This is a genomic window from Pseudarthrobacter enclensis (assembly GCF_001457025.1).
GTDB lineage: Bacteria > Actinomycetota > Actinomycetes > Actinomycetales > Micrococcaceae > Arthrobacter > Arthrobacter enclensis.
The window spans coordinates 960128-981785 of the sequence record NZ_KQ758599.1; the positions used below are offsets into that span (position 1 = coordinate 960128).

The 21658-nt window shown below is 67.6% G+C and carries 19 protein-coding genes and 2 tRNA genes; 14 read left to right on the top strand and 7 right to left on the bottom strand.

Features of this window, described 5'->3' with window-relative positions; all coding sequences use genetic code 11:
* From AS031_RS04340 to AS031_RS04350, 3 genes are all read right to left on the bottom strand, one after another.
* Positions 1–777 carry an ABC transporter ATP-binding protein gene (locus AS031_RS04340; RefSeq protein WP_058266854.1) on the bottom strand — a complete coding sequence of 259 codons (777 nt, stop codon included), beginning with the start codon at positions 775–777 and terminating at the stop codon, positions 1–3.
* 101 nt (positions 778–878) lie between these two features.
* Positions 879–1607, bottom strand: a complete 729-nt coding sequence (locus AS031_RS04345) for a response regulator (RefSeq protein ID WP_176716497.1) — start codon at positions 1605–1607, stop codon at positions 879–881.
* Positions 1608–1609: 2 nt separating this feature from the next.
* Entirely contained in the window at positions 1610–2803 is a 1194-nt protein-coding gene (locus AS031_RS04350) for a sensor histidine kinase (protein WP_058266855.1), read from the bottom strand.
* Between the two features lie 153 nt (positions 2804–2956).
* Here AS031_RS04350 and AS031_RS04355 point away from each other — a divergent pair, with 153 nt between their 5' ends.
* Both AS031_RS04355 and AS031_RS04360 read left to right on the top strand, forming a co-directional pair.
* Positions 2957–4009, top strand: a complete 1053-nt coding sequence (locus tag AS031_RS04355; RefSeq protein WP_058266856.1) for a 3-isopropylmalate dehydrogenase — start codon at positions 2957–2959, stop codon at positions 4007–4009.
* A gap of 103 nt (positions 4010–4112) precedes the next feature.
* Complete coding sequence (locus AS031_RS04360) at positions 4113–5225, top strand: branched-chain amino acid aminotransferase (RefSeq protein WP_058266857.1); 1113 nt, start codon at positions 4113–4115, stop codon at positions 5223–5225.
* Between the two features lie 97 nt (positions 5226–5322).
* Here the strand turns inward: AS031_RS04360 and AS031_RS04365 are convergent, their stop codons facing one another.
* Positions 5323–5916 carry a hypothetical protein gene (locus AS031_RS04365; RefSeq protein ID WP_058266858.1) on the bottom strand — a complete coding sequence of 198 codons (594 nt, stop codon included), beginning with the start codon at positions 5914–5916 and terminating at the stop codon, positions 5323–5325.
* Between the two features lie 105 nt (positions 5917–6021).
* Here AS031_RS04365 and AS031_RS04370 point away from each other — a divergent pair, with 105 nt between their 5' ends.
* From AS031_RS04370 to AS031_RS04385, 4 genes are read left to right on the top strand one after another with little or no spacing between them, the layout of a single operon-like run.
* Complete coding sequence (locus AS031_RS04370) at positions 6022–6843, top strand: MBL fold metallo-hydrolase (protein WP_058266859.1); 822 nt, start codon at positions 6022–6024, stop codon at positions 6841–6843.
* Between the two features lie 10 nt (positions 6844–6853).
* Entirely contained in the window at positions 6854–7630 is a 777-nt protein-coding gene (locus AS031_RS04375) for a fumarylacetoacetate hydrolase family protein (RefSeq protein ID WP_058266860.1), read from the top strand.
* Between the two features lie 50 nt (positions 7631–7680).
* Positions 7681–9195, top strand: a complete 1515-nt coding sequence (gene gltX / locus AS031_RS04380) for a glutamate--tRNA ligase (protein WP_058266861.1) — start codon at positions 7681–7683, stop codon at positions 9193–9195.
* On the top strand, positions 9195–9941 hold the full coding sequence (locus AS031_RS04385; RefSeq protein ID WP_058266862.1) for an HAD family hydrolase: 747 nt from the start codon (positions 9195–9197) through the stop codon (positions 9939–9941). Before gltX ends, AS031_RS04385 begins: the two co-directional genes overlap by 1 nt.
* A 19-nt stretch (positions 9942–9960) precedes the next feature.
* Here the strand turns inward: AS031_RS04385 and AS031_RS04390 are convergent, their stop codons facing one another.
* Entirely contained in the window at positions 9961–11514 is a 1554-nt protein-coding gene (locus AS031_RS04390) for a hypothetical protein (RefSeq protein ID WP_058266863.1), read from the bottom strand.
* A 302-nt stretch (positions 11515–11816) separates the two neighbouring features.
* Between AS031_RS04390 and AS031_RS04395 the strand changes: the two genes are divergently transcribed.
* The 5 genes from AS031_RS04395 to AS031_RS04415 all read left to right on the top strand — a co-directional run bounded on the left by AS031_RS04395 (position 11817) and on the right by AS031_RS04415 (position 16660).
* Positions 11817–11888 (top strand) — tRNA-Gln (locus tag AS031_RS04395).
* Positions 11889–12018: 130 nt separating this feature from the next.
* Positions 12019–12094 (top strand) — tRNA-Glu (locus AS031_RS04400).
* 120 nt (positions 12095–12214) lie between these two features.
* The gene (locus AS031_RS04405) at positions 12215–13270 is read left to right on the top strand and encodes an acyltransferase family protein (RefSeq protein WP_074446914.1); all 1056 of its coding nucleotides are present in this window, start codon (positions 12215–12217) and stop codon (positions 13268–13270) included.
* Positions 13271–13277: 7 nt separating this feature from the next.
* On the top strand, positions 13278–15050 hold the full coding sequence (locus AS031_RS04410) for a dynamin family protein (RefSeq protein ID WP_058266865.1): 1773 nt from the start codon (positions 13278–13280) through the stop codon (positions 15048–15050).
* Positions 15047–16660: a GTPase gene (locus tag AS031_RS04415; RefSeq protein WP_058266866.1), complete on the top strand. Its 1614-nt coding sequence runs from the start codon at positions 15047–15049 to the stop codon at positions 16658–16660. The genes AS031_RS04410 and AS031_RS04415 overlap by 4 nt, the downstream gene beginning before the upstream one ends.
* Before the next feature lie 15 nt (positions 16661–16675).
* Here the strand turns inward: AS031_RS04415 and AS031_RS04420 are convergent, their stop codons facing one another.
* Positions 16676–17230 carry a DUF1697 domain-containing protein gene (locus AS031_RS04420; protein WP_058266867.1) on the bottom strand — a complete coding sequence of 185 codons (555 nt, stop codon included), beginning with the start codon at positions 17228–17230 and terminating at the stop codon, positions 16676–16678.
* A gap of 44 nt (positions 17231–17274) precedes the next feature.
* Positions 17275–17994 (bottom strand): IclR family transcriptional regulator, encoded by a 720-nt coding sequence (locus AS031_RS04425; RefSeq protein WP_058266868.1) that lies wholly within the window; start codon positions 17992–17994, stop codon positions 17275–17277.
* A gap of 113 nt (positions 17995–18107) precedes the next feature.
* Here AS031_RS04425 and leuC point away from each other — a divergent pair, with 113 nt between their 5' ends.
* From leuC to murA, 3 genes are all read left to right on the top strand, one after another.
* The gene (gene leuC, locus AS031_RS04430; RefSeq protein WP_058266988.1) at positions 18108–19562 is read left to right on the top strand and encodes a 3-isopropylmalate dehydratase large subunit; all 1455 of its coding nucleotides are present in this window, start codon (positions 18108–18110) and stop codon (positions 19560–19562) included.
* An 8-nt stretch (positions 19563–19570) separates the two neighbouring features.
* Positions 19571–20173 carry a 3-isopropylmalate dehydratase small subunit gene (gene leuD, locus AS031_RS04435; RefSeq protein WP_058266869.1) on the top strand — a complete coding sequence of 201 codons (603 nt, stop codon included), beginning with the start codon at positions 19571–19573 and terminating at the stop codon, positions 20171–20173.
* 158 nt (positions 20174–20331) lie between these two features.
* Complete coding sequence (murA, locus tag AS031_RS04440; protein ID WP_058266870.1) at positions 20332–21657, top strand: UDP-N-acetylglucosamine 1-carboxyvinyltransferase; 1326 nt, start codon at positions 20332–20334, stop codon at positions 21655–21657.
* The last annotated feature ends 1 nt before the right edge of the window (position 21658 follow it).

Genomic DNA, 21658 nt, shown 5'->3' on the forward strand with positions numbered 1-21658 from the left:
TCAGCCTCCCAGCTTGCCAAGGGCGGCAAGGACGGAACCTGCGGTGGGTTCGGCGATCTCGCCCACCAGGTTGCCGTCACTCATCAGGACTACCCGGTCGGCGTAGCTGGCTGCCACGGGGTCATGGGTGACCATGATGATGGTCTGCCCCATCTCGCGGCTGCTCCGGCGCAGCAGTGCCAGGACTTCGCCGCCGGCGGTCGAATCCAGGTTGCCGGTGGGTTCGTCCCCGAAGACCACGTCGGGCCGGGTCAGCAGGGCCCGGGCCACGGCGACCCGCTGCTGCTGGCCCCCCGAAAGCTCGTGCGGCCGGTGCCGGAGCCTGTCCGTGAGGCCCAGCGTGGACACCACCGTGTCGAACCAGGCGGCATCGGTGGCCTTATTCGCCAGCGCCAGCGGCAGGGTGATGTTTTGTTCGGCCGTCAGGGTGGGCACCAGGTTGAAGGCCTGGAAGACAAATCCGATCCTGTCGCGGCGCAACGAGGTGAGCTGCTTGTCGTTCAGGGCCGTGATGTCCGTCCCGCCCACCAGGATCTGCCCTGAGTCCGCGGTGTCCAGGCCGGCGAGGCAGTGCATCAGGGTCGACTTGCCGGAGCCGGAGGGTCCCATGATCGCCGTGAAGCGGCCGGCGTCGAAATTGACGCTGACCTCGCGCAGGGCGCTGACGCGGGTGGCGCCGCGGCCGTAGTTCTTGGTGAGGGACAGTGCCTGGACGGCGGGGGAGGAAGTGGCGTTATCCCTGTTCAGATCAGGGTGGGCATGCACGGAAGTTGTCATGGTTCCACGTTATGGAGCGCCACCGTGCCGGGGGATCGGCCGGTGGGCTGGTCCTGCCGGCGGGAAGCTCATACCCAGGTCTGACCTTGCTGCTGCGGGAGCTAGCCTCCGGGGGTGACCACTCCGGTCTCGTAGGCGATCACCACCGCCTGTACCCGGTCCCGTGCCCCCAGCTTGGCCAGGATATGCCCCACGTGGGTTTTGACGGTGGCTTCGGAGACGAACAGGCCTGCCGCGATCTCCGGATTGGAACGCCCCTGCGCCATGAGGATGAACACTTCGCGCTCGCGGGCCGTGAGCCGTGCGACGGCTTCGTGGTGTTCTGGGCGTTCATTGCCCTGCGTGCGCAGCAGCGGCGCGACGTGGTCCAGGAGCCGGCGGGTGGTGGACGGGGCGATGACGGCGTCGCCGCGGTGCACCGTCCGGATGGCGTCCAACAGTTCCTCCGGAGGGGCGTCTTTGAGCAGGAATCCGCTGGCACCGGCCTGGATGGCCGCCAGCGCGTATTCGTCCAGGTCGAAGGTAGTCAGGACGACGACGCGGAGTTCGGCCCTAGCCGACCCGGACGGTGCCGCAGCCACGCGTTCCATGAGCTGGCGGGTGGCTTCGATGCCGTCCATTCCAGGCATCCGGACATCCATGAGGACGACGTCGGCGGCCGCGGCGCCGAGGGCCTGGAGCGCTTCGAGCCCGTTGCCGGCTTCCACCACGACGTCGAGGTCCGGCTGGGAGTTGATCAGCATGCTGAAGCCCGAGCGGACCAGCTGCTGGTCATCGACCAGCGCCACCCGGATGGGTTCCGTTGCGGTAGGTTCCATTGCCAGTGACATGCTCACGCCTCGGTGTAGGGGAGGAACGCGGAGACCTGGAAGCCCCCGCCCGCGGCCGGGCCGGCCGCCAACGAACCATCGTAAAGGTTGATGCGTTCCCGCATTCCGCGCAGCCCGTTGCCTCCCTGCCCGGGACCGGTTTGGACGGGATCGGCCGAGGCGCCCCGGCCGTCGTCGTGCACCTCGATCTGGAGCCCCCGCTGCTGCCAACGGACCGAGGCCCGCGCCCGGGCCAGCGGACCTGCGTGCTTGAGGACGTTGGTCAGGGATTCCTGCAGCACCCGGTACGCCGTGAGTTCGGCTCCCGCGGGCAGGGTGCGCCGCGGTGACCCCGACCGTTCCACGGCGAGCGGAAGCCCGGCCGCCCGGAACCCGAGGAACAGCTCGTCAAGGTCCGCAAGCCCGGGCAGGGGACGGGTGGTGGATTCGTCGCCGTGCCGCAGCACCCCCAGCAGCCGGCGCATTTCCGCCAGCGATGTCCGTGCCGTGGCGGCGACCGTGGCCAAAGTTTCCGTGGCCACGGCCGGGTTGGCCGCCGCCGCGTACCGTGCTCCGTCTGATTGGGTGATGATCACCGACAGGGAGTGCGCCACGATGTCGTGCATCTCACGGGCAATGTGGGCACGTTCATCCGCGGCGGCCAGCGAGCGTTCCTGCCGGTGTTCGATTTCGAGCCGGCGGGCCCTGTCGGCGAGGGTCTGCAACTGCTGCCGCCGGACACGCGTCAGGTCCCCGAGCGTCCAGCTGAACAGCACCAGCATCCAGATCAGGACGGTGTAGACGGCACTGATCGTGAGGCCCAGGACTCCTGTCTCGGCCGCGCTGCTGAGGTTGCGGGTGGTCAACAGCACGCCTCCCAGCAGGCCCAGGCCAAGGACTGTCCGGCTGGCCCAGGCGGGGCCGTAGGCGGCAACGGCATAGATGACCAGCGGCACGGCCACCAAGCCAGCGAGCGGTTCGAGGCCGGCGGCCCAGAGGACCAGGCATGCCAGCACAATGGCGGCCGCCGCGGGCACCGGGCGGGTGCGCCGCCATGCCAGCGGCACCACCAGGGCGCTGGACAGCACGAAGTGCCACGGACGGTCTGCCATGAGGTACACCGGACCGCAGAACATCAGGACCGCGAGCATGAGGACCAGGTCCACCCGGAAGGTGTTGACCCGGAGCCAGTGATATACCTTGTGCCGTAATTCCACCCCGGAACTCTATGCCGTGGGGGCGGGGTGGCGCCTCATACCGGAGGCTGATCCCGGCGGCGGACCAGCGCCCGCTCCGACGCGCCCGGCGCCATTGTCCGTATTGTGGGACAGGTTGCCCAGCATATGGATGTCTTGGCTACGCTGAAAAGCATGAGCGCATCCTCCATCAACCTCGCAGTAATCCCCGGTGACGGCATTGGCCCCGAAGTCATTGCCGAGGCAGTCAAAGTCCTGGAAAAGGCTGTGGCTGCAGAGGGCGTGGAGCTCAAGCAGACCCATTACAAGCTCGGCGCCGAGCACTGGCTGGCCACCGGGGAGACGCTGCCGGACGAGGTCCTGGCTGACCTGCGGACCCGCGATGCCATCCTGTTCGGTGCGGTGGGAGCAGCCCCGGGCGATACCCGCATCCCGTCCGGCATCATCGAACGCGAGATGCTCCTGAAGCTGCGGTTCAGCCTGGACCACTACGTCAACCTGCGGCCTTCCCGGCTCTACGGCACGGTGGGCAGCCCCTTGGCGAACCCCGGCACCATCGACTTCATCGTGGTCCGCGAAGGGACCGAGGGACCCTACGTCGGCAACGGCGGCAGCCTCCGGACGGGAACGCCGCACGAGGTCGCCACCGAGGTGTCGCTGAACACCGCCCACGGCGTGGAGCGGGTGGTCAGGGACGCGTTCCGCCGGGCCAGCCTGCGTGAGCGCAAGCACGTCACCCTGGTCCACAAGCACAACGTCCTGGTCTTTGCCGGGCACCTGTGGAAGCGCACCGTCGAGGCCGTCGCCCAGGAGTTCCCCGAGGTCAGCCACGACTACCTGCACGTCGACGCCGCCACGATCTTCATGGTCACCGACCCCTCGCGCTTCGATGTGATCGTCACCGACAACCTCTTCGGTGACATCCTCACGGACCTTGCCGCAGCCATCACCGGCGGTATCGGCCTGGCCGCCTCCGGCAACATCAACATGGACCGCACCGCACCGTCCATGTTCGAGCCGGTCCACGGTTCGGCGCCGGACATCGCCGGCCAGGGCAAGGCGGACCCCACCGCCGCCATCCTGTCCGCCGCGCTCCTGTTGGACCACCTCGGCTACACCGAAGCCGCCCGCAGGATCGAAGCGGCAGTGGTTGCCGACGTCGAAAAGCGCGACGGCACCGCACGCGGCACCAGTGCCGTGGGCGACGCCATCGCCGCCGGCCTCTAGTCCGCGCCGGGGCCGCCGGCATCGGGCGTAAGCTTTACTCGAATCACCAAATGCCGCCTTCCCGTTCAGCGCTGAACCCCGGGCGGCCGATCGTGGAGGAACCATGACTCAGACTGCCCATGGCGTCGAATTCACCCGGCAGCCCTCGGAGAACCCGAAGTCCGCCGAAGAGCGTGCAGCCATCCTGGCGAACCCGGGATTCGGCAACTACTTCACCGACCACACCGCCGTCGTCGACTACAGCGTGGACGCGGACGGCAACGGCGGCTGGCACGATGCCCGGATCGAACCCTACGGTCCGATCGTCCTGGACCCCTCGGCCGCCGTCTTCCACTACGGCCAGGAAATTTTCGAAGGCCTCAAGGCCTACCGGCATGCGGACGGCTCCGTCTGGACCTTCCGGCCTGAGGCGAACGCCGCCCGGCTGAACAAGTCCGCACGCCGGCTGGCCCTGCCCGAGCTTCCGGCCGAATACTTCCTGGCGGCCATCCGCGAGCTGGTTGCAGCGGACAAGGACTGGGTTCCCTCCGGCGACGGTGAGGCCCTCTACCTGCGCCCCTTCATGATCGCCACCGAGGCCTTCCTCGGCGTCCGTGCGGCCCGTGAAGTGTCCTTCCGGGTCATTGCCTCGCCCGCCGGCAACTACTTCGGCGGCGAACTCAAGCCGGTTTCCATCTGGATTTCACGCCACTACGCCCGGGCCGGCCGCGGCGGCACCGGCGATGCCAAGTGCGGCGGCAACTACGCGGCCTCGCTGATCGCGCAGCAGGAGGCCGAGGCCAACGGCTGCAAGCAGGTGCTGTTCCTGGACCAGGCCAACGACAACGCCGTGGAAGAGCTGGGCGGCATGAACGTGTTCTTCGTCATGAAGGACGGCTCGCTGGCCACGCCCGCACTGACCGGCACCATCCTCGAAGGCGTCACCCGCATGTCCGTCATCCAGGTGGCCAAGGACATGGGGCGTGAGGTGGCCGAGCGCAAGATCACCCTGGACGAGTGGCGCGACGGCGTGGCATCCGGGGAGATCACCGAGGTGTTCGCCTGCGGCACCGCAGCCGTCATCACCCCGATCGGGGTCCTCAAGGACGACACCGAGTTCATCGGCTCCGAGGATGCCAAGGCCGGCGAGGTCACCATGGCCATCCGCGAGAGGCTCCTGGGCATCCAGACCGGCGCCGAACCGGACACACACGGCTGGCTGACCCGCCTCGCCTAGGCGGACCCGCAGCTTCACATCAACGCACGACGGCGCCTGCCGGACTTCGGTCCGCAGGCGCCGTTTGCGTGTCATGCGGGCGTCTGCACCACGGCAGTCAGCGCCGGGCGGCCTTCCGGGCGGCGTTCTTCAGGGCCTTGCGGGAAACGGGCTTCAGGGCCTTCCGGGCAGCCTCTTCCGCCAGCATGCGTTGCCGGCGGGCGTCGATAAGGTCGTTGAACAGCGCTGACGCGAAGGCGCTGCCTTCCTCGGCGTACACGTCATACGGGTAGCCGCCGAAGGATGCCGCCGTGCTTCCTGAGGTGGGCAGGTCCCTGCCCGCGGCCCGGGCGGCGGCGTCACCCAGGGTCCAGGCCCGGGTCAGGTGCTTCGACAGGTTTTCACCGGCGAAAGCCGCGGCGTCACCGGACACCGCGGCAGCCTGCAGCAGGGCGGCGTGTTCTTCGGCAAGGATCGTGGCTGCCTTGTCGTCCGCAGCTTCGGACTTCGCGAGCTCGGCCGCTGCGGCGTCAACCGCTTCGGTCCAGTCGGCAGTAGTGCGGAACGTCTTCCACGTGGGAAACCAGACCACTGTGCCGGCCGCATGGTTGTGGATATGCCGGAGGCCGGTGCTCTTCTCGGTCGAGGCGTGATCGTGGCTGTCCGCTTCAGCGTTGGCAATGAGCTCGGCAAGGGTTGGTGCGCTGGTCATGTATGGCTCAGGCTTCCTGGTTGGGGGACGGGTGTCACTGGTGGTCAACCCGGATTCCGCAAGGTTCTATTCCGTGGCGTCACCGGCGGATGCAAGGATGGGGCAGTGACTTCAGAATCCGCAGGCCACCTGCAGCGAAGCAGCCCGCTGACCCGGTTCATCCTCGCCCCGAACTCCGGGCCCATGAGCCTGGACGGCACCAACTCCTATGTCCTCTCGGCTGCCGGCCAACCGGGAGTCGTGGTGGTTGACCCCGGTCCGCTCGATGAACCGCACTTGGCCGCACTGGCCGGCTCGGGCGTTGTGGAACTGGTCCTGGTGACCCACCGGCATGCGGACCACACGGCAGGCGCAGCCAGGCTGCACCAACTGACCGGGGCGCCCGTCCGCGCCGCCGACCCCGCCCACTGCCACGGCGGTGGAGCGCCGCTGTCCGACGGGGAGGTGATCCGTGCCGCCGGACTCGACGTGACGGTCCTGGCCACTCCGGGGCACACTTCCGATTCGGTCTGCTTCCACGTCGCCGGCGATGGCCCCCAGGGGTCAGTCCTGACCGGGGACACCATCCTCGGCCGCGGCACCACCATGCTGGACTACCCCGACGGGACACTGGGGGACTACCTCGCCACGCTGGACCGGCTCGAGGCGTTGGGGACCGCCACTGTCCTCCCGGCCCACGGGCCCGCGCTGCCGTCGCTGGCCGGCGTGGTCAAGGCATACCGGGCACACCGGCACGAACGCCTGGCGCAGATCCGTGCAGTCCTGCAACGGCTGGGCCGGGACGCGGCCGCAGCCGACGTCGCCGACGCCGTCTATGCCGACGTCGACCCTTCCGTCCGGCGGGCAGCGGAGATGTCCGTTGCCGCGCAGCTGCACTACCTGCGCGGGGAAGCCGACGGTGCCGGGGCTCCAGTCCGGGGACGGTAGGGTAAGGACCATGCGTATTGCGAGGTTTGTCGTCGATTCCGATCCCCTGTACGGCGTTGTTGAAGGTGACGCCGGCAGCGAGGAAATCACTGTCATCCAGGGTGACCCGTTCTTCAATGGCGTGGAGCGCACGTCCGTCCGGCACAAGCTGGAGGACGTCCGGCTGCTGGCCCCGATCATTCCCCGCAGCAAGGTCATCGGGGTGGGCCGGAACTTCGTGGAGCACGCCCATGAACTCGGCAATGAAGTCCCCGCGCAGCCGCTGCTGTTCCTGAAGCCCAATACGGCCGTCGTCGGCCCCAACGACCCCGTGGTGCTCCCGGACTTCTCGGAGGAAGTCTCGTTCGAGGCGGAGCTGTGCGTCGTCATCGGCCGGATCTGCAAGGACGTCCCCGAAGACAGGGTAGATGACGTCATCTTCGGGTACACCTGCGGCAACGACCTGACGGCCCGGGACGTCCAGAAGTCCGACCTGCAGTGGACCCGTGCCAAGGGCTTCGACACGTCTGCGCCCCTGGGGCCGTGGATCGAGACCGACCTGGATACCGAGGACCTGCAGATCGTGGGCCGGCTCAACGGCGATGTTCGCCAGGACGGCAACACCAGCCAGATGATCCGCGGCGTCCGGGAACTGGTGTCCATCGTGTCCCAGGCCTTCACCCTGCTGCCGGGCGACGTGATCATGACCGGAACCCCCGCCGGCGTGGGCCTGTGCAACGACGGGGACCGGTACGAGGTGGAAATCGAGGGCATTGGGCGGCTGTCCAACCCGATTGTCCGCCGCTAGGACGAACGCCGCCGTGGCGGCAGGCACCAGACGGTAAAGTTGAAGCCACTATGACTATCGCTTCTTCGTCGCCTGCCGCCTCCATTCCGCCCGTCACTGCGGAAACCCCTGTCCGGGTCCGTTTCTGCCCCTCACCCACCGGTACCCCGCACGTGGGCCTGATCCGCACGGCCCTGTTCAACTGGGCCTACGCACGGCACACCAAGGGCACCCTGGTGTTCCGCATCGAGGACACGGACGCCGCACGGGACAGCGAGGAAAGCTACCACCAGCTGCTCGATGCGCTGAAGTGGCTCGGCATTGACTGGGATGAGGGCGTCGAGGTGGGCGGCCCGCACGAACCGTACCGGCAGTCGCAGCGCAGCGACATCTACCAGGACGTCATCAAGCGGCTCCACGACGGCGGATTCATCTACGAGTCCTTCTCCACCCCGGAGGAGATTGAAGCGCGGCACCGCGCAGCAGGCCGCGACCCCAAGCTTGGCTACGACGGCTTCGACCGGCACCTGACCGATGAGCAGCTCGCGCAGTACAGGGCCGAGGGGCGGCAGGCAGTCCTCCGCCTGCGCATGCCGGACGAGGACATCACGTTCACCGACCTGGTCCGCGGCGACATCACCTTCAAGGCCGGGTCCGTGCCGGACTTTGCCGTGGTCCGGGCCAACGGCGCACCGCTCTACACGCTGGTGAACCCCGTGGACGACGCCCTGATGGGCATCACCCATGTGCTTCGCGGCGAAGACCTGCTCAGCTCCACCCCGCGGCAGATTGCGCTCTACCGTGCGCTGTACGCCATCGGCGTGGCAGAGTACATGCCGGAGTTCGGCCACCTGCCCTACGTCATGGGGCAGGGAAACAAGAAGCTTTCCAAGCGGGATCCGGAGTCGAGCCTGTTCCTGCACCGCGAGCGTGGCTTCATTCCCGAAGGCCTGCTGAACTACCTCTCCCTGTTGGGCTGGTCCCTCAGCGCCGACGAGGATATCTTCACCGTTGAACAGCTGGTGGAGCACTTCGACATCCACGACGTCCTGGCCAACCCCGCGCGCTTCGACCTGAAGAAGGCCGAGGCCATCAACGGAACCCACGTGCGGATGCTGGCCCCCGAGGTGTTCCGGGACCGGGTCACCCACTACCTGCGCGAGGCAGGCCTGGTCGGCGAGATCCTGACCGACCGGGAAGAGGAGATCGTCACCGAAGCCGCGCCGCTGATCCAGGAACGCATCACCCTGCTGGGGGAGGCCCCCGAGATGATTTCCTTCCTGTTCAAGGACGACGCCGCCGTCGATATTGCCGATGACGCCCGGAAGGGCCTGCCGGAAAACCTTCCTGAGGTCCTCGATGCCGCCATCAACGCCCTCGAACCGGTCCAGGACTGGACACCGGATACCATCCAGGCTGCCCTGAAGCAGGCGCTCGTCGAAGACCTGGGACTCAAGCCCCGGCTGGCCTTCGGTCCTGTTCGGACCGGTGTGTCCGGCCGCCGGGTCTCGCCGCCGCTGTTCGAGTCGATGGTCATCCTGGGCAAGGAATCGTCGCTGCGCCGTCTCCGGGCCTTCCGCGGCTGATGACCGTGGCCAGCACCGCGGCCGGCGGCGTCATGAAATCCCGTTTCGGAACCGTCAAGGGCGTCCTGTTCGACATCGACGACACCCTTGTGGATCTCGAGTACTCGATGACCACGGCGCTGCGTGAGGTCAGCGAACATCTCCTGCCCGGCCTGGACCAGGCCGGATGGGAGCGGTTCGGCCGTATCTTCACGCACGAGACCACGCATTACTACGACCAGTACCTCGCCGGCGAGCTGACGTTCAACGAACAAAGGCTGCTGCGCGGGCGTGCGGCACTGGGCCACTTCGGTATCGAATTGGCCGACGGCGAAGAATCTCACCAGTGGCTGACCGCCTACATCCAGAAGCAGCCGTCCTACGTGAAGCCGTTTCCGGACGTGCTGCCCCTGCTGGATGTCCTGGACCGTGCCGGGATTCCGTATGGCGCCGTGAGCAACAATGTCCACGACTACCAGCGTGCCAAGCTCGACGGAGCGGGGCTGGACCGGGTGACCCACCTGGTGGGTACCGACACCCTGGGCGTGGCCAAGCCAAATCCGGCCATTTACCTTGAAGGTGTCCGCCTGCTGGGGACGGAGGCGTCCCAGACCCTCTACATCGGGGACAACCTGCTCCTTGACGCGGAGGGTTCAACCTCGGCAGGACTTCTCGGCGTGTGGCTGAACCGGACTGCGGAGACCGCCGCGGACTTCTCCGGGACGGCGGTCTCCACGCTCGATGAGCTGGTGCCCCTCTTCGAGTAGCTGCGTCGCTGCTCCGGGCTCAGTCCGCCCGGGGCCGCGCCGCCCGGCGCCGCAGGCCCAGATAGGCAGCCGCGCCGCCAGCCAGCAGCAGGACGATCAGGGCCACGGCGGCAGCCGGGCCGTCGAGCCAGGAGGATGGCGAGACTGCCGCCACCTTTCCTTGGAGTTCTTCAGTTCCGGCGGCGATCCGGGCATTGCCGTCGGCCAGCTTGCCGGCCCCCTCGGCCAGCCTTCCCGTGCCGTCGGCCAGCTTGCTGCTGCCTGACTGCAGTTTTGCGGCGCCGTCGCTTAGCTTGCCGGTGCCGTCGGACAACGCGCGCGCTCCCGCCAGGAGTCCGGGGTTGGCCGGTCCGCCGTCGGCGTTGATGCCGGCCATGAGCCTGCTGGTGCCGTCCTGGAGGTTGTTGGCGGCATAGATGAGCCCGGGGCTGTCCGGGTTTCCGGGTACCCCGTCCATCCCTGTCCGTATCCTGGCTGTGCCGTCTGCCAGCAGCGATGTTCCCAGGACAATTCCGGGGCTCTGCGGGTCCGTGGAGTTGAGGCGTCCGGCGAGGGTGGCAAAACCTGATGTCAGCCGGTTGGCGCCGTCATTCAACTGTGCTGCACCGGCGTTGAGCCGGCCGGTACCCGATGTGAGGCGGGTGGCGCCGTCGTTCAAGGCAGCGGCCCCGGCATCGAGTTTGCCGGCCCCTTCGTCAAGCTGGGCGGCCCCTGCATAGGCGCGGCGGCCGCCGTCGGCGAGCTTGGCAATTTTGTCTTTCAGCAGGGCGAGTGGCACCAGCCCCTGGGGGCCATTCGCCGCTGCCTCCAGCTGGTCCAGCCCCTGGCTGAGTGCCGCCAGTCCCTCGCCGGCGGCGGGGTCGTTGCCGGCGCCCGGGTACCCCTTGAGCTGCCCGGTTCCCGCTGCCAGCCTGCTGGTGCCGTCTTTGACCGCCGCCGTTCCGGCACCCAGCTCCTTGGCTCCTGTATCCAGCTGCCCGGCGCCGGCGGCGAGCTCGTTTGTGCCGGCGGCCAGCTGTCCTGCGCCGTCAGCGAGGTTGTTCGGTGCGTTTCCTGCCGGTGTGGGTGTGAGCGTTGCCGTCAGCTCTACCGCGCCGGATTTGAGTTTCTGTGCTCCATCGTCCACCTGGTAGACGCCGGGGACGAGCTTGTTCAGGACGTCGTTCTGAAGTTTGGTGGTCCCCGCGTGCAGCTTTTCAGCACCGGGAGCCAACCTGTCCCTGACACCCGTGTAGATATCACCGGCACCGGACTGGACGGCGAGGGCGCCCGAATTCAGGGCGGTGCTGCCCTCCTTCAACGTGGGGGAACCGCTGTCGGTGCGGGTAGCCCCTGGAATGGCCGCGCCCGCGCCCGACGCCAGCTGCCCGGACCCGTCCCTCAGCTGCGATGCACCTGCGGCAGCTTCCCGGGCTCCGGCCGAAAGCCTGGCAGCCCCACCGGAAATCTGGCCGGTGAGGTAGGTGTAGAAAGCCAGGAACAGGACAAGGATGAGAGATAGCGCAAGGATCGCGATGGACTGGGATCTGGTTCTGCGGATTTCCGATGCAATGGCTGTTGTGCGGGTTGTCAACGCTGACTTCCTAACCCGCCGGCGGACGACGCTGCCCGACGGCGAAGACCATGGTGGTGGGAACGTTCTGTCCCGTCATGCCTGCCCGGGGATGGGCAGCTTGAAGTTACTCGCTGGTAACTTGCTCGACAGTAACTTCAGGTATGCCGGCAGGCAAGGGGTCCACCGGAGCTTTCCGCGGCTGTGACCGGCGGCACCCCAGTTCGATTTGTGCGAGCCGAAAGTCTCGGGTAGAGTATTTTCTCGTGCTGAGGCGCACGGAGCAGGGGGAAAGCCCCTGAAGTCCGGCCCGAAAGTACCATTGGGATATGGTGTAATTGGCAACACTACGGTTTCTGGTACCGTCATTCTAGGTTCGAGTCCTGGTATCCCAGCTCTGGTTTTGGATTGCTTTTAGGAATTCATTACAAGACGATTCCCGCCGGTTCGCCGATTTGGAATTGAAGCGAAGTGTATGAAACAATCACTGAGCTTGAACGGCAGAAATGCGGTTCGAAAAGTACTGGCCCCATCGTATAGCGGCCTAGTACGCCGCCCTCTCACGGCGGTAACGCGGGTTCGAATCCCGCTGGGGTCACCATGAAATGGTCCCGGGCATTTGCCCGGGGCCATTTTTCTTGTGCCAAATCTGAGTCGGGCCCGGGTATTTCTTGAGGATCAGGCCACTAGTCTTTCCACAACACGACGTGGGGGAGACGCTTTGCTGGGAACCAGGTTTGCTGAGGGCCGGAATTCTCTGAACGCATTGCGGCTGATTCTTGCCGCAACCGTCATTGTCTCCCACTCCTGGTGGCTCGGAGGTTACGGCCCGGAGCCGCAGCCCGGCGGCCTCAAGCTTGGGAGCTGGGCCGTGCTTGGTTTCTTCGGAATATCGGGTTACCTGATCTCACTGAGCCGCTTGCGGGCGCGAAGGTCCCTGGATTACGCCAGCGCGAGGTTCTTCCGGATCTTTCCGGGCCTGGCAGTATGTGTGGCAGTGGTGGCCTTCATTTTCGCACCCCTGACAGCGGCTGCCACAGGCAATGCCTACTCCATCTCGGGCGGACTGTTGTTTTTCATCACCAACCTCTCGGCGGGTACGCCCGGAGTTGCCGTTGCTGGAATTCCGGGGTCCCTGGACGGTGTCCATGATCCGGCGTCATGGAACGGCCCCCTGTGGACGCTCTTCTGGGAAGTTGTCTGCTACGTCCTGGTCGGAGTTGTCCTGAGGTTTCTGAGGCCTCAGCTTGCCCGCGTTGCACTGTTGGTGCCGTTCGTCCTCGGCTCCGCCTACGTTTTCACCCTCGATGCGGGCTGGGGACCGGTGCCAACCCCTCCTGATTGGCCCCTGGTTCCGGTCCTGACCTTCCTCGCCGGCTCGCTCACCTGCTTGTTTAGGGATTCCATTCCGGCACACCGGACAGTGATAGCGGTGGCAGCCATCGCAGTCGCCGCCGTGGCTGGCTCAGGGTTTGCTGCGTCATTGGTCCATGTGCCGTTGGCCGTTCTGCTCATCATGGGATCGCTGTTCCTGCCGTTGGCTGGAAAGGGCAACCAGCCCGATCTGTCGTTTGGCCTCTACATATACGGCTGGCCGGTTCAGCAGATGCTGGCTGCTGCAGAACTTCCGGCATACATGCCTCCGCTGGCTTTCGCTGCCGCGGCATTGGCCGCAACCGCCCCGTTGGCGTGGATGTCGTGGCGCGGCATCGAGAGTCCGGCGCAGCTTTGGAGCCGCGCGAGAATGAGCCCATCAATCAAGGTCGGGCTGGCATGATGTTTCTGTGACCTCTCCGAATGAACGCGGCCAGGCGTACCCGCAGGAGCAGCAAAGCGCGGCAGCGGTGGCGCTCCTGGAGCAGGTCCGCGCCTCGCTGGCTGAAGCAGCCCTGCCCCTGGACCTTCCCGGAGCCGAACAGGCACGCCGTGACGCCGCCGCCGGCGTTGCGCAGCTCGACGACTACATCCTTCCGCGCTACCGCAACCTCGATGCCCCGCTGCTCGCTGTCGTCGGGGGTTCCACGGGGGCCGGAAAATCCACGCTCGTGAACGCCCTGGCGGGCCACCCCGTCACCAGGGCCGGTGCCATCCGCCCCACGACACGCCAGCCGCTGCTCCTGCATAACCCCGACGAAGGGGCCTGGTTTGAAGGCAGCCGGGTCCTTCCCGGCCTGGGACGGATCCGCGGGTCCGTGGCAGCCGGCCCTGTTCCTTCCGCCGCGTCCACCGACCCCCGGCAGGCCGCGACCTCTTCCCTGGTCCTGCTTGGCGACGCGGCCATACCGGCAGGAATAGCACTTCTGGATGCCCCGGATGTGGACAGCATTTCCGATGACAACCGCAAGTTGGCGGGCCAGCTGCTGGCCGCGGCCGACCTCTGGATCTTCGTGACCACGGCCAACAGGTATGCCGATGCTGTCCCGTGGCAGCTGCTCCTTGACGCCGCCGCCCGGGACATCATGGTTGCCGTGGTTTTGGACCGCGTTCCGGCCGGCGCCGAAGACGAGGTCAGCGCGGACCTGCGGAGGCTCCTCGACCAGGAAGGACTGGGCAAGGCCCGGCTTTTCGTCATCTCCGAGGCCGTGCTGGACGCCGCCGGGATGCTGCCCGCCGGATCCGTCCTGCCCCTGCAGACATGGCTCGCCGAACTCGCCACCGACGCCGCCGGACGCGCCGACGTGGCGCGCAGGACCCTGGACGGTGCGGTCCGCGCATTGGCCGGCCGCACAGCGGGCATCGCGGCGGCCGTTACCGCGCAGCAGCGGGCGGCGTCCTTCCTCGAGGACACCACCGCAGCCGCCTACCGGGACGCAGCGGCACGCATCCTGGATGCTACCCGGGACGGTGCGCTCCTCCGCGGCGAAGTGCTGGCCCGCTGGCAGGACTTCGTGGGCACCGGAGAGTTCTTCCGGTCCCTCGAGCAGAACGTGGGCCGGTTCCGCGACCGCATGGGAGCTTTCTTCCGCGGTGAGCCAGCCCCGGCCGTCAAGGTGGAAACAGCCATCGAAACAGGCCTGCAGGCAGTCATCGTGGATGAGGCCGCGAACGCCGCCGAGGAAACGGACCGCCGCTGGAGGTCGGACCAGGCCGGCAGGCAACTGCTGGGCACCGACGACCTGTCCGGGACGGGGCCCGGCTTCGCCGATCAGGCAGCAGCTGAGATCCGCGCCTGGCAGGCAGCGCTGATGGAACTCATCCGCACCGAAGGCCAGGGCAAACGCACCCAGGCACGGTGGCTGTCCTTTGGTATCAACGGGCTCGGGGCCGCGCTGATGATTGTGGTGTTCTCCATGACGGCGGGATTGACCGGGCTTGAAGTCGGCGTGGCCGGCGGCACCGCCGTCGTCGGCCAGCGCCTGCTCGAAGCAGTGTTCGGGGAGGACGCCGTCCGCCGCATGGCCGAGAAGGCGCGCACCGACCTCGCGTCCCGGTGTGAGCGGCTTCTGGCCACAGAGCAGCAACGGTTCCTGGCCCGGCTGCCCGCGGGGGACGGCGGCGCAGGCAATGAACTGGAGGCCCAATCCGATGCCCTGGCACGGCTGGCGGGCCGTTCGTGAGCCGGCACAGCGGGGCCCGGGAGGCGACACGGCTGGACCGCCGCCTGGAAGCGCTCAACGATGCACGGGAGCTGGCGGAGGGTGTCCTGCCCGATGAGGCCCTCCGGGAGGTTCTGCAGGTCCTTGAGCGGGCCGGCTCGCGCCGTTCCCTTTCCGGCGACCACACGGTGGTGGGCTTCTTTGGCGCCACTGGAAGCGGCAAATCCTCGTTGTTCAACGCCGTCAGCGGCAGTGACATTGCGACGACGGCGGCGCGCCGTCCCACCACGTCGGAACCTTTGGCGGGGGTATGGGGAGTGGGCGGCAGCGAGCCGCTGCTCGATTGGCTCGAGGTGCGCAGCAGGCACCACGCCGTCCCGGTGGAGGGCTTCGCGGACGAGGACACGGGACTGATCCTGCTGGACCTTCCGGACTTCGATTCCACCCGGGCCGCCAACCGCGAGGTGGTGCAGCGGATGGCCGGCCTCGTGGACGTCCTCGTGTGGGTCCTGGACCCGCAGAAGTATGCGGACGCTGCCCTGCATCACGGCTTCCTGGCCCCGCTCGCGTCCCACAGCGCCGTCACCCTGGTGGTCCTGAACCAGGTGGACCGTCTGGCCGCCGCCGACGTCCGTCCGGTCCTGGAGTCACTGCGCGGCCTCTTGGCCGGTGAAGGCCTCGGCGAGGTGAAAGTCCTGGCTGCCTCCGCGCTCACGGGGGAAGGAGTGGACGGTGTGCGCACGGCCATCAGGAAGGTGGTGGTTCAGCGCAAGGCTCAGTCGCAGCGGCTGGAAGCCGATGTGTCCAGGGCGTCACGCGAACTTGCGGAAGCGTCCGGTGAGGGTGAGGCAGCCGGGGTGCGCAGCGCGTCCACTGCACGGCTGGCCGACGAACTCGCGGCAGCCGCAAACGTCCCGGTGGTGGTCGACGCCGTGGCGCGGTCGTACCGGCTGGAGGCCGTGCGGCGGACAGGGTGGCCGGTGACGCGCTGGCTGGCACGCTTCCGCCCTGACCCCCTGCGCAGGCTTAACCTTCGACGCGACGAACCCGCGGCACTCAACCGGACATCGCTTCCGCCTGCAGGTGCTCCGCAGCGGGCGCGGGCCGATGCGGCCGTCAGGGAATTCGCCGATGCTGCTGCAGTCGGCGCATCCGGTCCGTGGCGGGCGGCAATCCGCGCGGCCGCCCGCGAAGGGCGTGAGTCACTGCCGGATGCCCTGGACCAGGCCATCGCCGGAACGGACCTTGGCGCCAACAGGAAGTCCTGGTGGTGGGCGGCGTTCAACGGCGCCCAGTGGCTCGCCCTGCTGGCTGCCCTCGCCGGGCTCGGCTGGCTGGCCGGGTTGGCGGCCCTGGCCTATTTCCAGATGCCGGTTCCCGAACCGCCCCGGGTGGAGGGCTGGCCCGTCCCCACCCTGATGACGGCAGCGGGCGTGGTCCTGGGCATATTCCTTGCCGTCACCGGCAGGTTCATCGCGGCGGGCGGAGCTGCGGCCCGTGCGGCAGCGGCCCGCAGGCGGCTCAACGCCGCAGTCGCCGCCGTCGCACAGGCCTTGGTGGTGGAACCGGTGGAGGTGGAAGTCGCCAGGCAGGCGGCGTTCAATGCCGCGCTGAAGAAAGCAGCCGGCTAGGGGAGCGGCGGGGCGTCAGTCTCCGGCCTTGGCCAGCCCGGTTGCGGCGTCGCGGACTTTGATCATGGTCCTCAGGTTGCGCGTGGTGGTGGCAGCCTTGAACCTGGCCTTCGCGGAAATCTTGCTGAACGGGCTGTCCAGGGTGCCGCCTGCGGGTGCGAGCCAGGCCAGGGCCTCGGGGCCGAGGCGCTGCTGCCGGTGCCCATCGCCGAGGGCGGCGCCGGCCTGATCCAGCTCGTCCAGGACCGTGGCGTCGGAGGACAGGGTGATGTAGGAGTGGGTGGATTTATCGTCCTCCGGGTAGGGGCATGCCTCCACCAGCCAGGCCACCCGGTCCGCCGGGAGGACCACGACCCAGGCCTCGTAGCCGAAGGAGTCGCGCAGGCATTTTTCGCATTCCCGCTTGACGGCCGCGGCGTCCTTCCCGCTGGTGAGGACCACGTTGCCGCTGGCCAGCAGCGTCTTGGCGTCGGTGAAGCCGCAGCCCTTCAAAGCCTCCCGAAGGTCCGCCATCCTGATGTTGATTCCCCCGACGTTAATGCCGCGGAGGAACACTGCGTAGCTGCCCATGCGGCCAGCCTAGCTGCAGGCGGGGACAATGTGGCGCCGGGCAGCTAGTCGTTGTTCTTGCGGAGCGCTTCGGTCAGGATCCGGCCCGCGTTGCAGACCACCTCGGCGTGGAGCCTGCCGGGCTGGCGGGTCAGCCGTTCGATGGGCCCGGAGATCGACACCGCGGCAATCACGCGGCCGGAAGGTCCGCGCACCGGTGCAGAGACGGAGGCGACCCCCGGCTCGCGTTCACCGAGGCTCTGGCCCCAGCCCCGCCGTCGGACGCCCGCCAGGACGGTGGGCGTGAAGCGCGCCGCCTGCAGGCCTTCCAGCAGGCGGTCGTGGTCTTCCCAGGCTAGCAGGACCTGGGCCGCCGAGCCTGCCTTCATGGACAGCTGGGTACCCACCGGAATGGTGTCCCGCAGGCCGATGGGGCGTTCGGCAGAGGCCACGCAGACGCGCCAGTCGCCCTGGCGGCGGAAGATCTGGGCGCTTTCGCCGGTGGCGTCGCGCAGCTGCATGAGGACCGGTCCCGCCGAGGCGATTAGCCGGTCCTCACCCGCCGCCGAGGCCAGTTCCACCAGGCGGCTTCCCAGGACGAACCGGCCCTGGATGTCACGGCTTACCAGCCGGTGGTGCACCAGGGCCAGGGCGAGGCGGTGGACCGTGGGCCGGGCCAGGCCCGTGGCGGCCACGAGCTGTGCCAGAGTGGTGGGGCCGGCCTCCAGCGCATCAAGCACCTGGGCTGCTTTATCAATGACACCGACTCCACTAGAATTGTCCATGTAATGATATTGCCGTCTCAATATCTGAGATGCAAATCTTTCGGCTGGCGCACCGCGGAGCCGTACTGATTCAGTTGAAGCATTCAGCCAAACAGCAGTGAAGGGAGATGGCCATGGCAAAGACATTGGCCGAGAAAGTCTGGGACGCCCACGTGGTGCGCAAGGGTGACGGCGACGGTGCCAACGCCCAGCCAGACCTCCTCTTCATCGACCTCCACCTGGTCCACGAGGTCACCTCCCCGCAGGCGTTCGAGGGCCTGCGCCTGGCCGGGCGCCCCCTGCGCCGCCCGGACCTGACCATCGCCACGGAGGACCACAACACTCCCACGCTGGACATCGACAAGCCCATCGCGGACCTCACCAGCCGCACCCAGATCCAGACGCTGCGCAACAACTGCGCTGAGTTCGGTGTCCGGCTGCACAGCCTGGGCGATGCCGACCAGGGAATCGTCCATGTGGTCGGCCCCCAGCTCGGCCTCACCCAGCCCGGCATGACGGTGGTCTGCGGCGACTCGCACACGTCCACCCACGGCGCGTTCGGTGCGCTGGCCATGGGCATCGGCACCTCCGAGGTGGAGCACGTCATGGCCACCCAGACCCTGTCGCTCAAGCCGTTCAAAACCATGGCCATCAACGTCGAGGGCACCCTGCGCCCCGGCGTCACCGCCAAGGACATCATCCTGGCCGTCATCGCCAAGATCGGCACCGGCGGCGGACAGGGCTACGTCCTGGAATACCGCGGCTCCGCCATCCGCGCCCTGTCCATGGACGCCCGCATGACCATCTGCAACATGTCCATCGAAGCCGGCGCCCGCGCAGGCATGGTCGCCCCGGACGAAACCACGTACGAATACATGAAGGGCCGCCCGCACGCGCCCGAAGGCGCGGACTGGGACGCCGCCGTCGAATACTGGAACACCCTGAAGACCGACGACGACGCCACCTTCGACGCCCAGGTTGACCTGGACGCCGACACGCTGGAGCCGTTCGTCACCTGGGGCACCAACCCCGGCCAGGGTGTCTCCCTGTCCGAGGCCGTCCCCAACCCCGCAGACTTCGGGGACGAAAACGCCAAGGCCGCCGCCGAGCGCGCCCTTCAGTACATGGGCCTGGAAGCCGGCACCCCGATGAAGGACATCCGGGTGGACACTGTCTTCCTGGGCTCTTGCACCAACTCCCGCATCGAGGACCTGCGCGCGGCCGCCGACATCATCCGCGGCCGCGAAAAGGACCCCAAGGTGCGCATGCTCGTGGTGCCCGGCTCCGCCCGGGTGCGGCTCGAAGCGGAGGCCGAGGGCCTGGACCGCGTGTTCAAGGACTTCGGCGCCGAATGGCGCTTCGCAGGCTGCTCCATGTGCCTGGGCATGAACCCCGACCAGCTGGAACCGGGGGAGCGGTGCGCCTCCACCTCCAACCGCAACTTCGAAGGACGCCAGGGCAAGGGCGGCCGCACGCACCTGGTCTCTCCCGTGGTGGCAGCCGCCACCGCCGTCCGCGGCACCCTGAGCTCGCCTTCGGACCTTGACCCCGCCCCCGAATCCGCCGCCATCCGCACCGACGCAACATAGGACGCATCATGGAAAAGTTCACCAAGCACACCGGCATCGGCGTCCCGCTGCGCCAGAGCAATGTTGACACGGACCAGATCATCCCCGCGGTGTACCTCAAGCGGATCACCCGCACCGGCTTCGAGGACGCCCTGTTCTCAGCCTGGCGCAAGGACCCGTCCTTCATCCTGAACCAGGAGCCCTTCAACGCCGGCTCCGTCCTGGTGGCCGGCCCCGACTTCGGCACCGGGTCCTCCCGCGAACACGCTGTCTGGGCGCTGAAGGACTACGGCTTCAAGGCGGTCCTGTCCTCCCGGTTCGCCGACATCTTCCGCGGAAACTCGGGCAAGCAGGGCCTGCTCGCCGCCCAGGTGGCCCAGGACGACATCGAGCTGATCTGGAAAGAGCTCGAAAATGCCCCCGGCACGCAGGTCACGGTGGACCTGGAATCCAAGACCGTGGTCTGCGGCAACATCGTGGCGCCCTTCGAGATCGACGACTACACCCGCTGGCGGCTGCTTGAAGGCCTGGACGACATCGGGCTGACGCTCCAGCATGAGGCGGATATCACGGCCTACGAGGCCACCCGCCCCACCTTCAAGCCCAAGACCCTTCCGGCCAAGGTTTCCTAGCCTGGAACGAAGTGCCCCTGCGCCGTGCACCGGCCGGGGGCACTTCGCCACGCCCTGCCCAAGGTGCGCGCGTATTTCGGTTCGGTAACGCGACCTCCTATGCTTGGTTGGAGCCTTTGCAAGGATTTGGGGGCGAGTAATCGTGAGGAAACCGGTATATGAGTAGTGTTCTGACAATCCGCGGCGGCGTCCCGCTGACTGGCCGCGTCAACGTCCGGGGGGCGAAGAACCTCGTCCCGAAGGCGATGGTGGCGGCGTTGCTGGGCAACGAACCGTCGGTGTTGCGGAACGTTCCGGAAATCAAGGACGTGGAGGTCGTCACCTCCCTCCTCCAGCTGCACGGCGTGACCGTGGAGAAGGACCCCGTCACCGGGGACCTCACCCTGGACCCGAAGGCGGCCAAAACGGCCCCCAGCACCGCGATCGACGCCCACGCCGGCGACTCGCGGATTCCCATCCTGCTCTGCGGCCCGCTGATCCACGCCATTGGCGAAGCGTTCATTCCGGACCTCGGCGGGTGCAAGATCGGCGACCGGCCCATCGACTACCACCTCGACGTGCTCCGCCAGTTCGGCGCGGTGGTGGAAAAGCGTCCCGGCGGCATCCACATCTCCGCGCCCAAGGGCCTGCACGGCGCGAAGATTTCGCTGCCGTACCCGTCCGTCGGCGCCACCGAGCAGGTCCTGCTGAGCGCCACCCGGGCCGAGGGCATCACCGAACTGACGGGCGCGGCCACCGAGCCCGAGGTGATCGACCTCATCGCCGTCCTGCAGAAGATGGGCGCCATCATCAGCGTGCAGACGGACCGGACCATCCGGATCGAGGGCGTGCGGGACCTCGGCGGCTACAACCACCGTGCGCTGTCCGACCGGAACGAATCAGCGTCCTGGGCTTCGGCGGCCCTCGTCACGCGCGGCGACATTTTCGTTGAAGGCGCCTCCCAGCGCGACATGATGACCTTCCTTAACACCTACCGCAAGGTGGGCGGCGGCATGGACATCGGCGAGGACGGGATCCGGTTCTACCACCCCGGCGGCAAGCTGAACCCCCTGGTCCTCGAAACCGATGTCCACCCGGGTTTCATGACGGACTGGCAGCAGCCCCTCGTGGTGGCGCTGACCCAGGCGGAGGGCGTGTCCATCGTCCACGAGACTGTGTACGAGAACCGCTTCGGCTTCACCGACGCCCTCATCCGCATGGGTGCCAGCATCCAGGTGCACCGGGAATGCCTGGGCAGCGTTCCCTGCCGGTTCGGGCAGCGGAACTTCCTGCATTCCGCCGTGATATCCGGACCCACGCAGCTCAAGGGCACGGACATTGACGTGCCGGACCTGCGCGGCGGCTTCAGCCACCTCATCGCGGCACTCGCTGCCACCGGAGTGTCCCGGGTCACCGGCATCGACATCATCAACCGCGGCTACGAACGCTTCACGGAGAAGCTGGCGGGGCTCGGTGCCGATTTCGACATCACCGCCGCGAAGTAGC

Coding starts and splice junctions, on each gene's coding strand:
- AS031_RS04375 (WP_058266860.1), top strand. CDS start 6,854: ATGCGTATTGCGAGGTTTGTCGTCGATTCCGATCCCCTGTACGGCGTT.
- AS031_RS04365 (WP_058266858.1), bottom strand. CDS start 5,916: ATGACCAGCGCACCAACCCTTGCCGAGCTCATTGCCAACGCTGAAGCG.
- AS031_RS04420 (WP_058266867.1), bottom strand. CDS start 17,230: ATGGGCAGCTACGCAGTGTTCCTCCGCGGCATTAACGTCGGGGGAATC.
- AS031_RS04385 (WP_058266862.1), top strand. CDS start 9,195: ATGACCGTGGCCAGCACCGCGGCCGGCGGCGTCATGAAATCCCGTTTC.
- murA (WP_058266870.1), top strand. CDS start 20,332: ATGAGTAGTGTTCTGACAATCCGCGGCGGCGTCCCGCTGACTGGCCGC.
- leuD (WP_058266869.1), top strand. CDS start 19,571: ATGGAAAAGTTCACCAAGCACACCGGCATCGGCGTCCCGCTGCGCCAG.
- gltX (WP_058266861.1), top strand. CDS start 7,681: ATGACTATCGCTTCTTCGTCGCCTGCCGCCTCCATTCCGCCCGTCACT.
- AS031_RS04340 (WP_058266854.1), bottom strand. CDS start 777: ATGACAACTTCCGTGCATGCCCACCCTGATCTGAACAGGGATAACGCC.
- AS031_RS04345 (WP_176716497.1), bottom strand. CDS start 1,607: ATGTCACTGGCAATGGAACCTACCGCAACGGAACCCATCCGGGTGGCG.
- AS031_RS04360 (WP_058266857.1), top strand. CDS start 4,113: ATGACTCAGACTGCCCATGGCGTCGAATTCACCCGGCAGCCCTCGGAG.
- leuC (WP_058266988.1), top strand. CDS start 18,108: ATGGCAAAGACATTGGCCGAGAAAGTCTGGGACGCCCACGTGGTGCGC.
- AS031_RS04355 (WP_058266856.1), top strand. CDS start 2,957: ATGAGCGCATCCTCCATCAACCTCGCAGTAATCCCCGGTGACGGCATT.
- AS031_RS04425 (WP_058266868.1), bottom strand. CDS start 17,994: ATGGACAATTCTAGTGGAGTCGGTGTCATTGATAAAGCAGCCCAGGTG.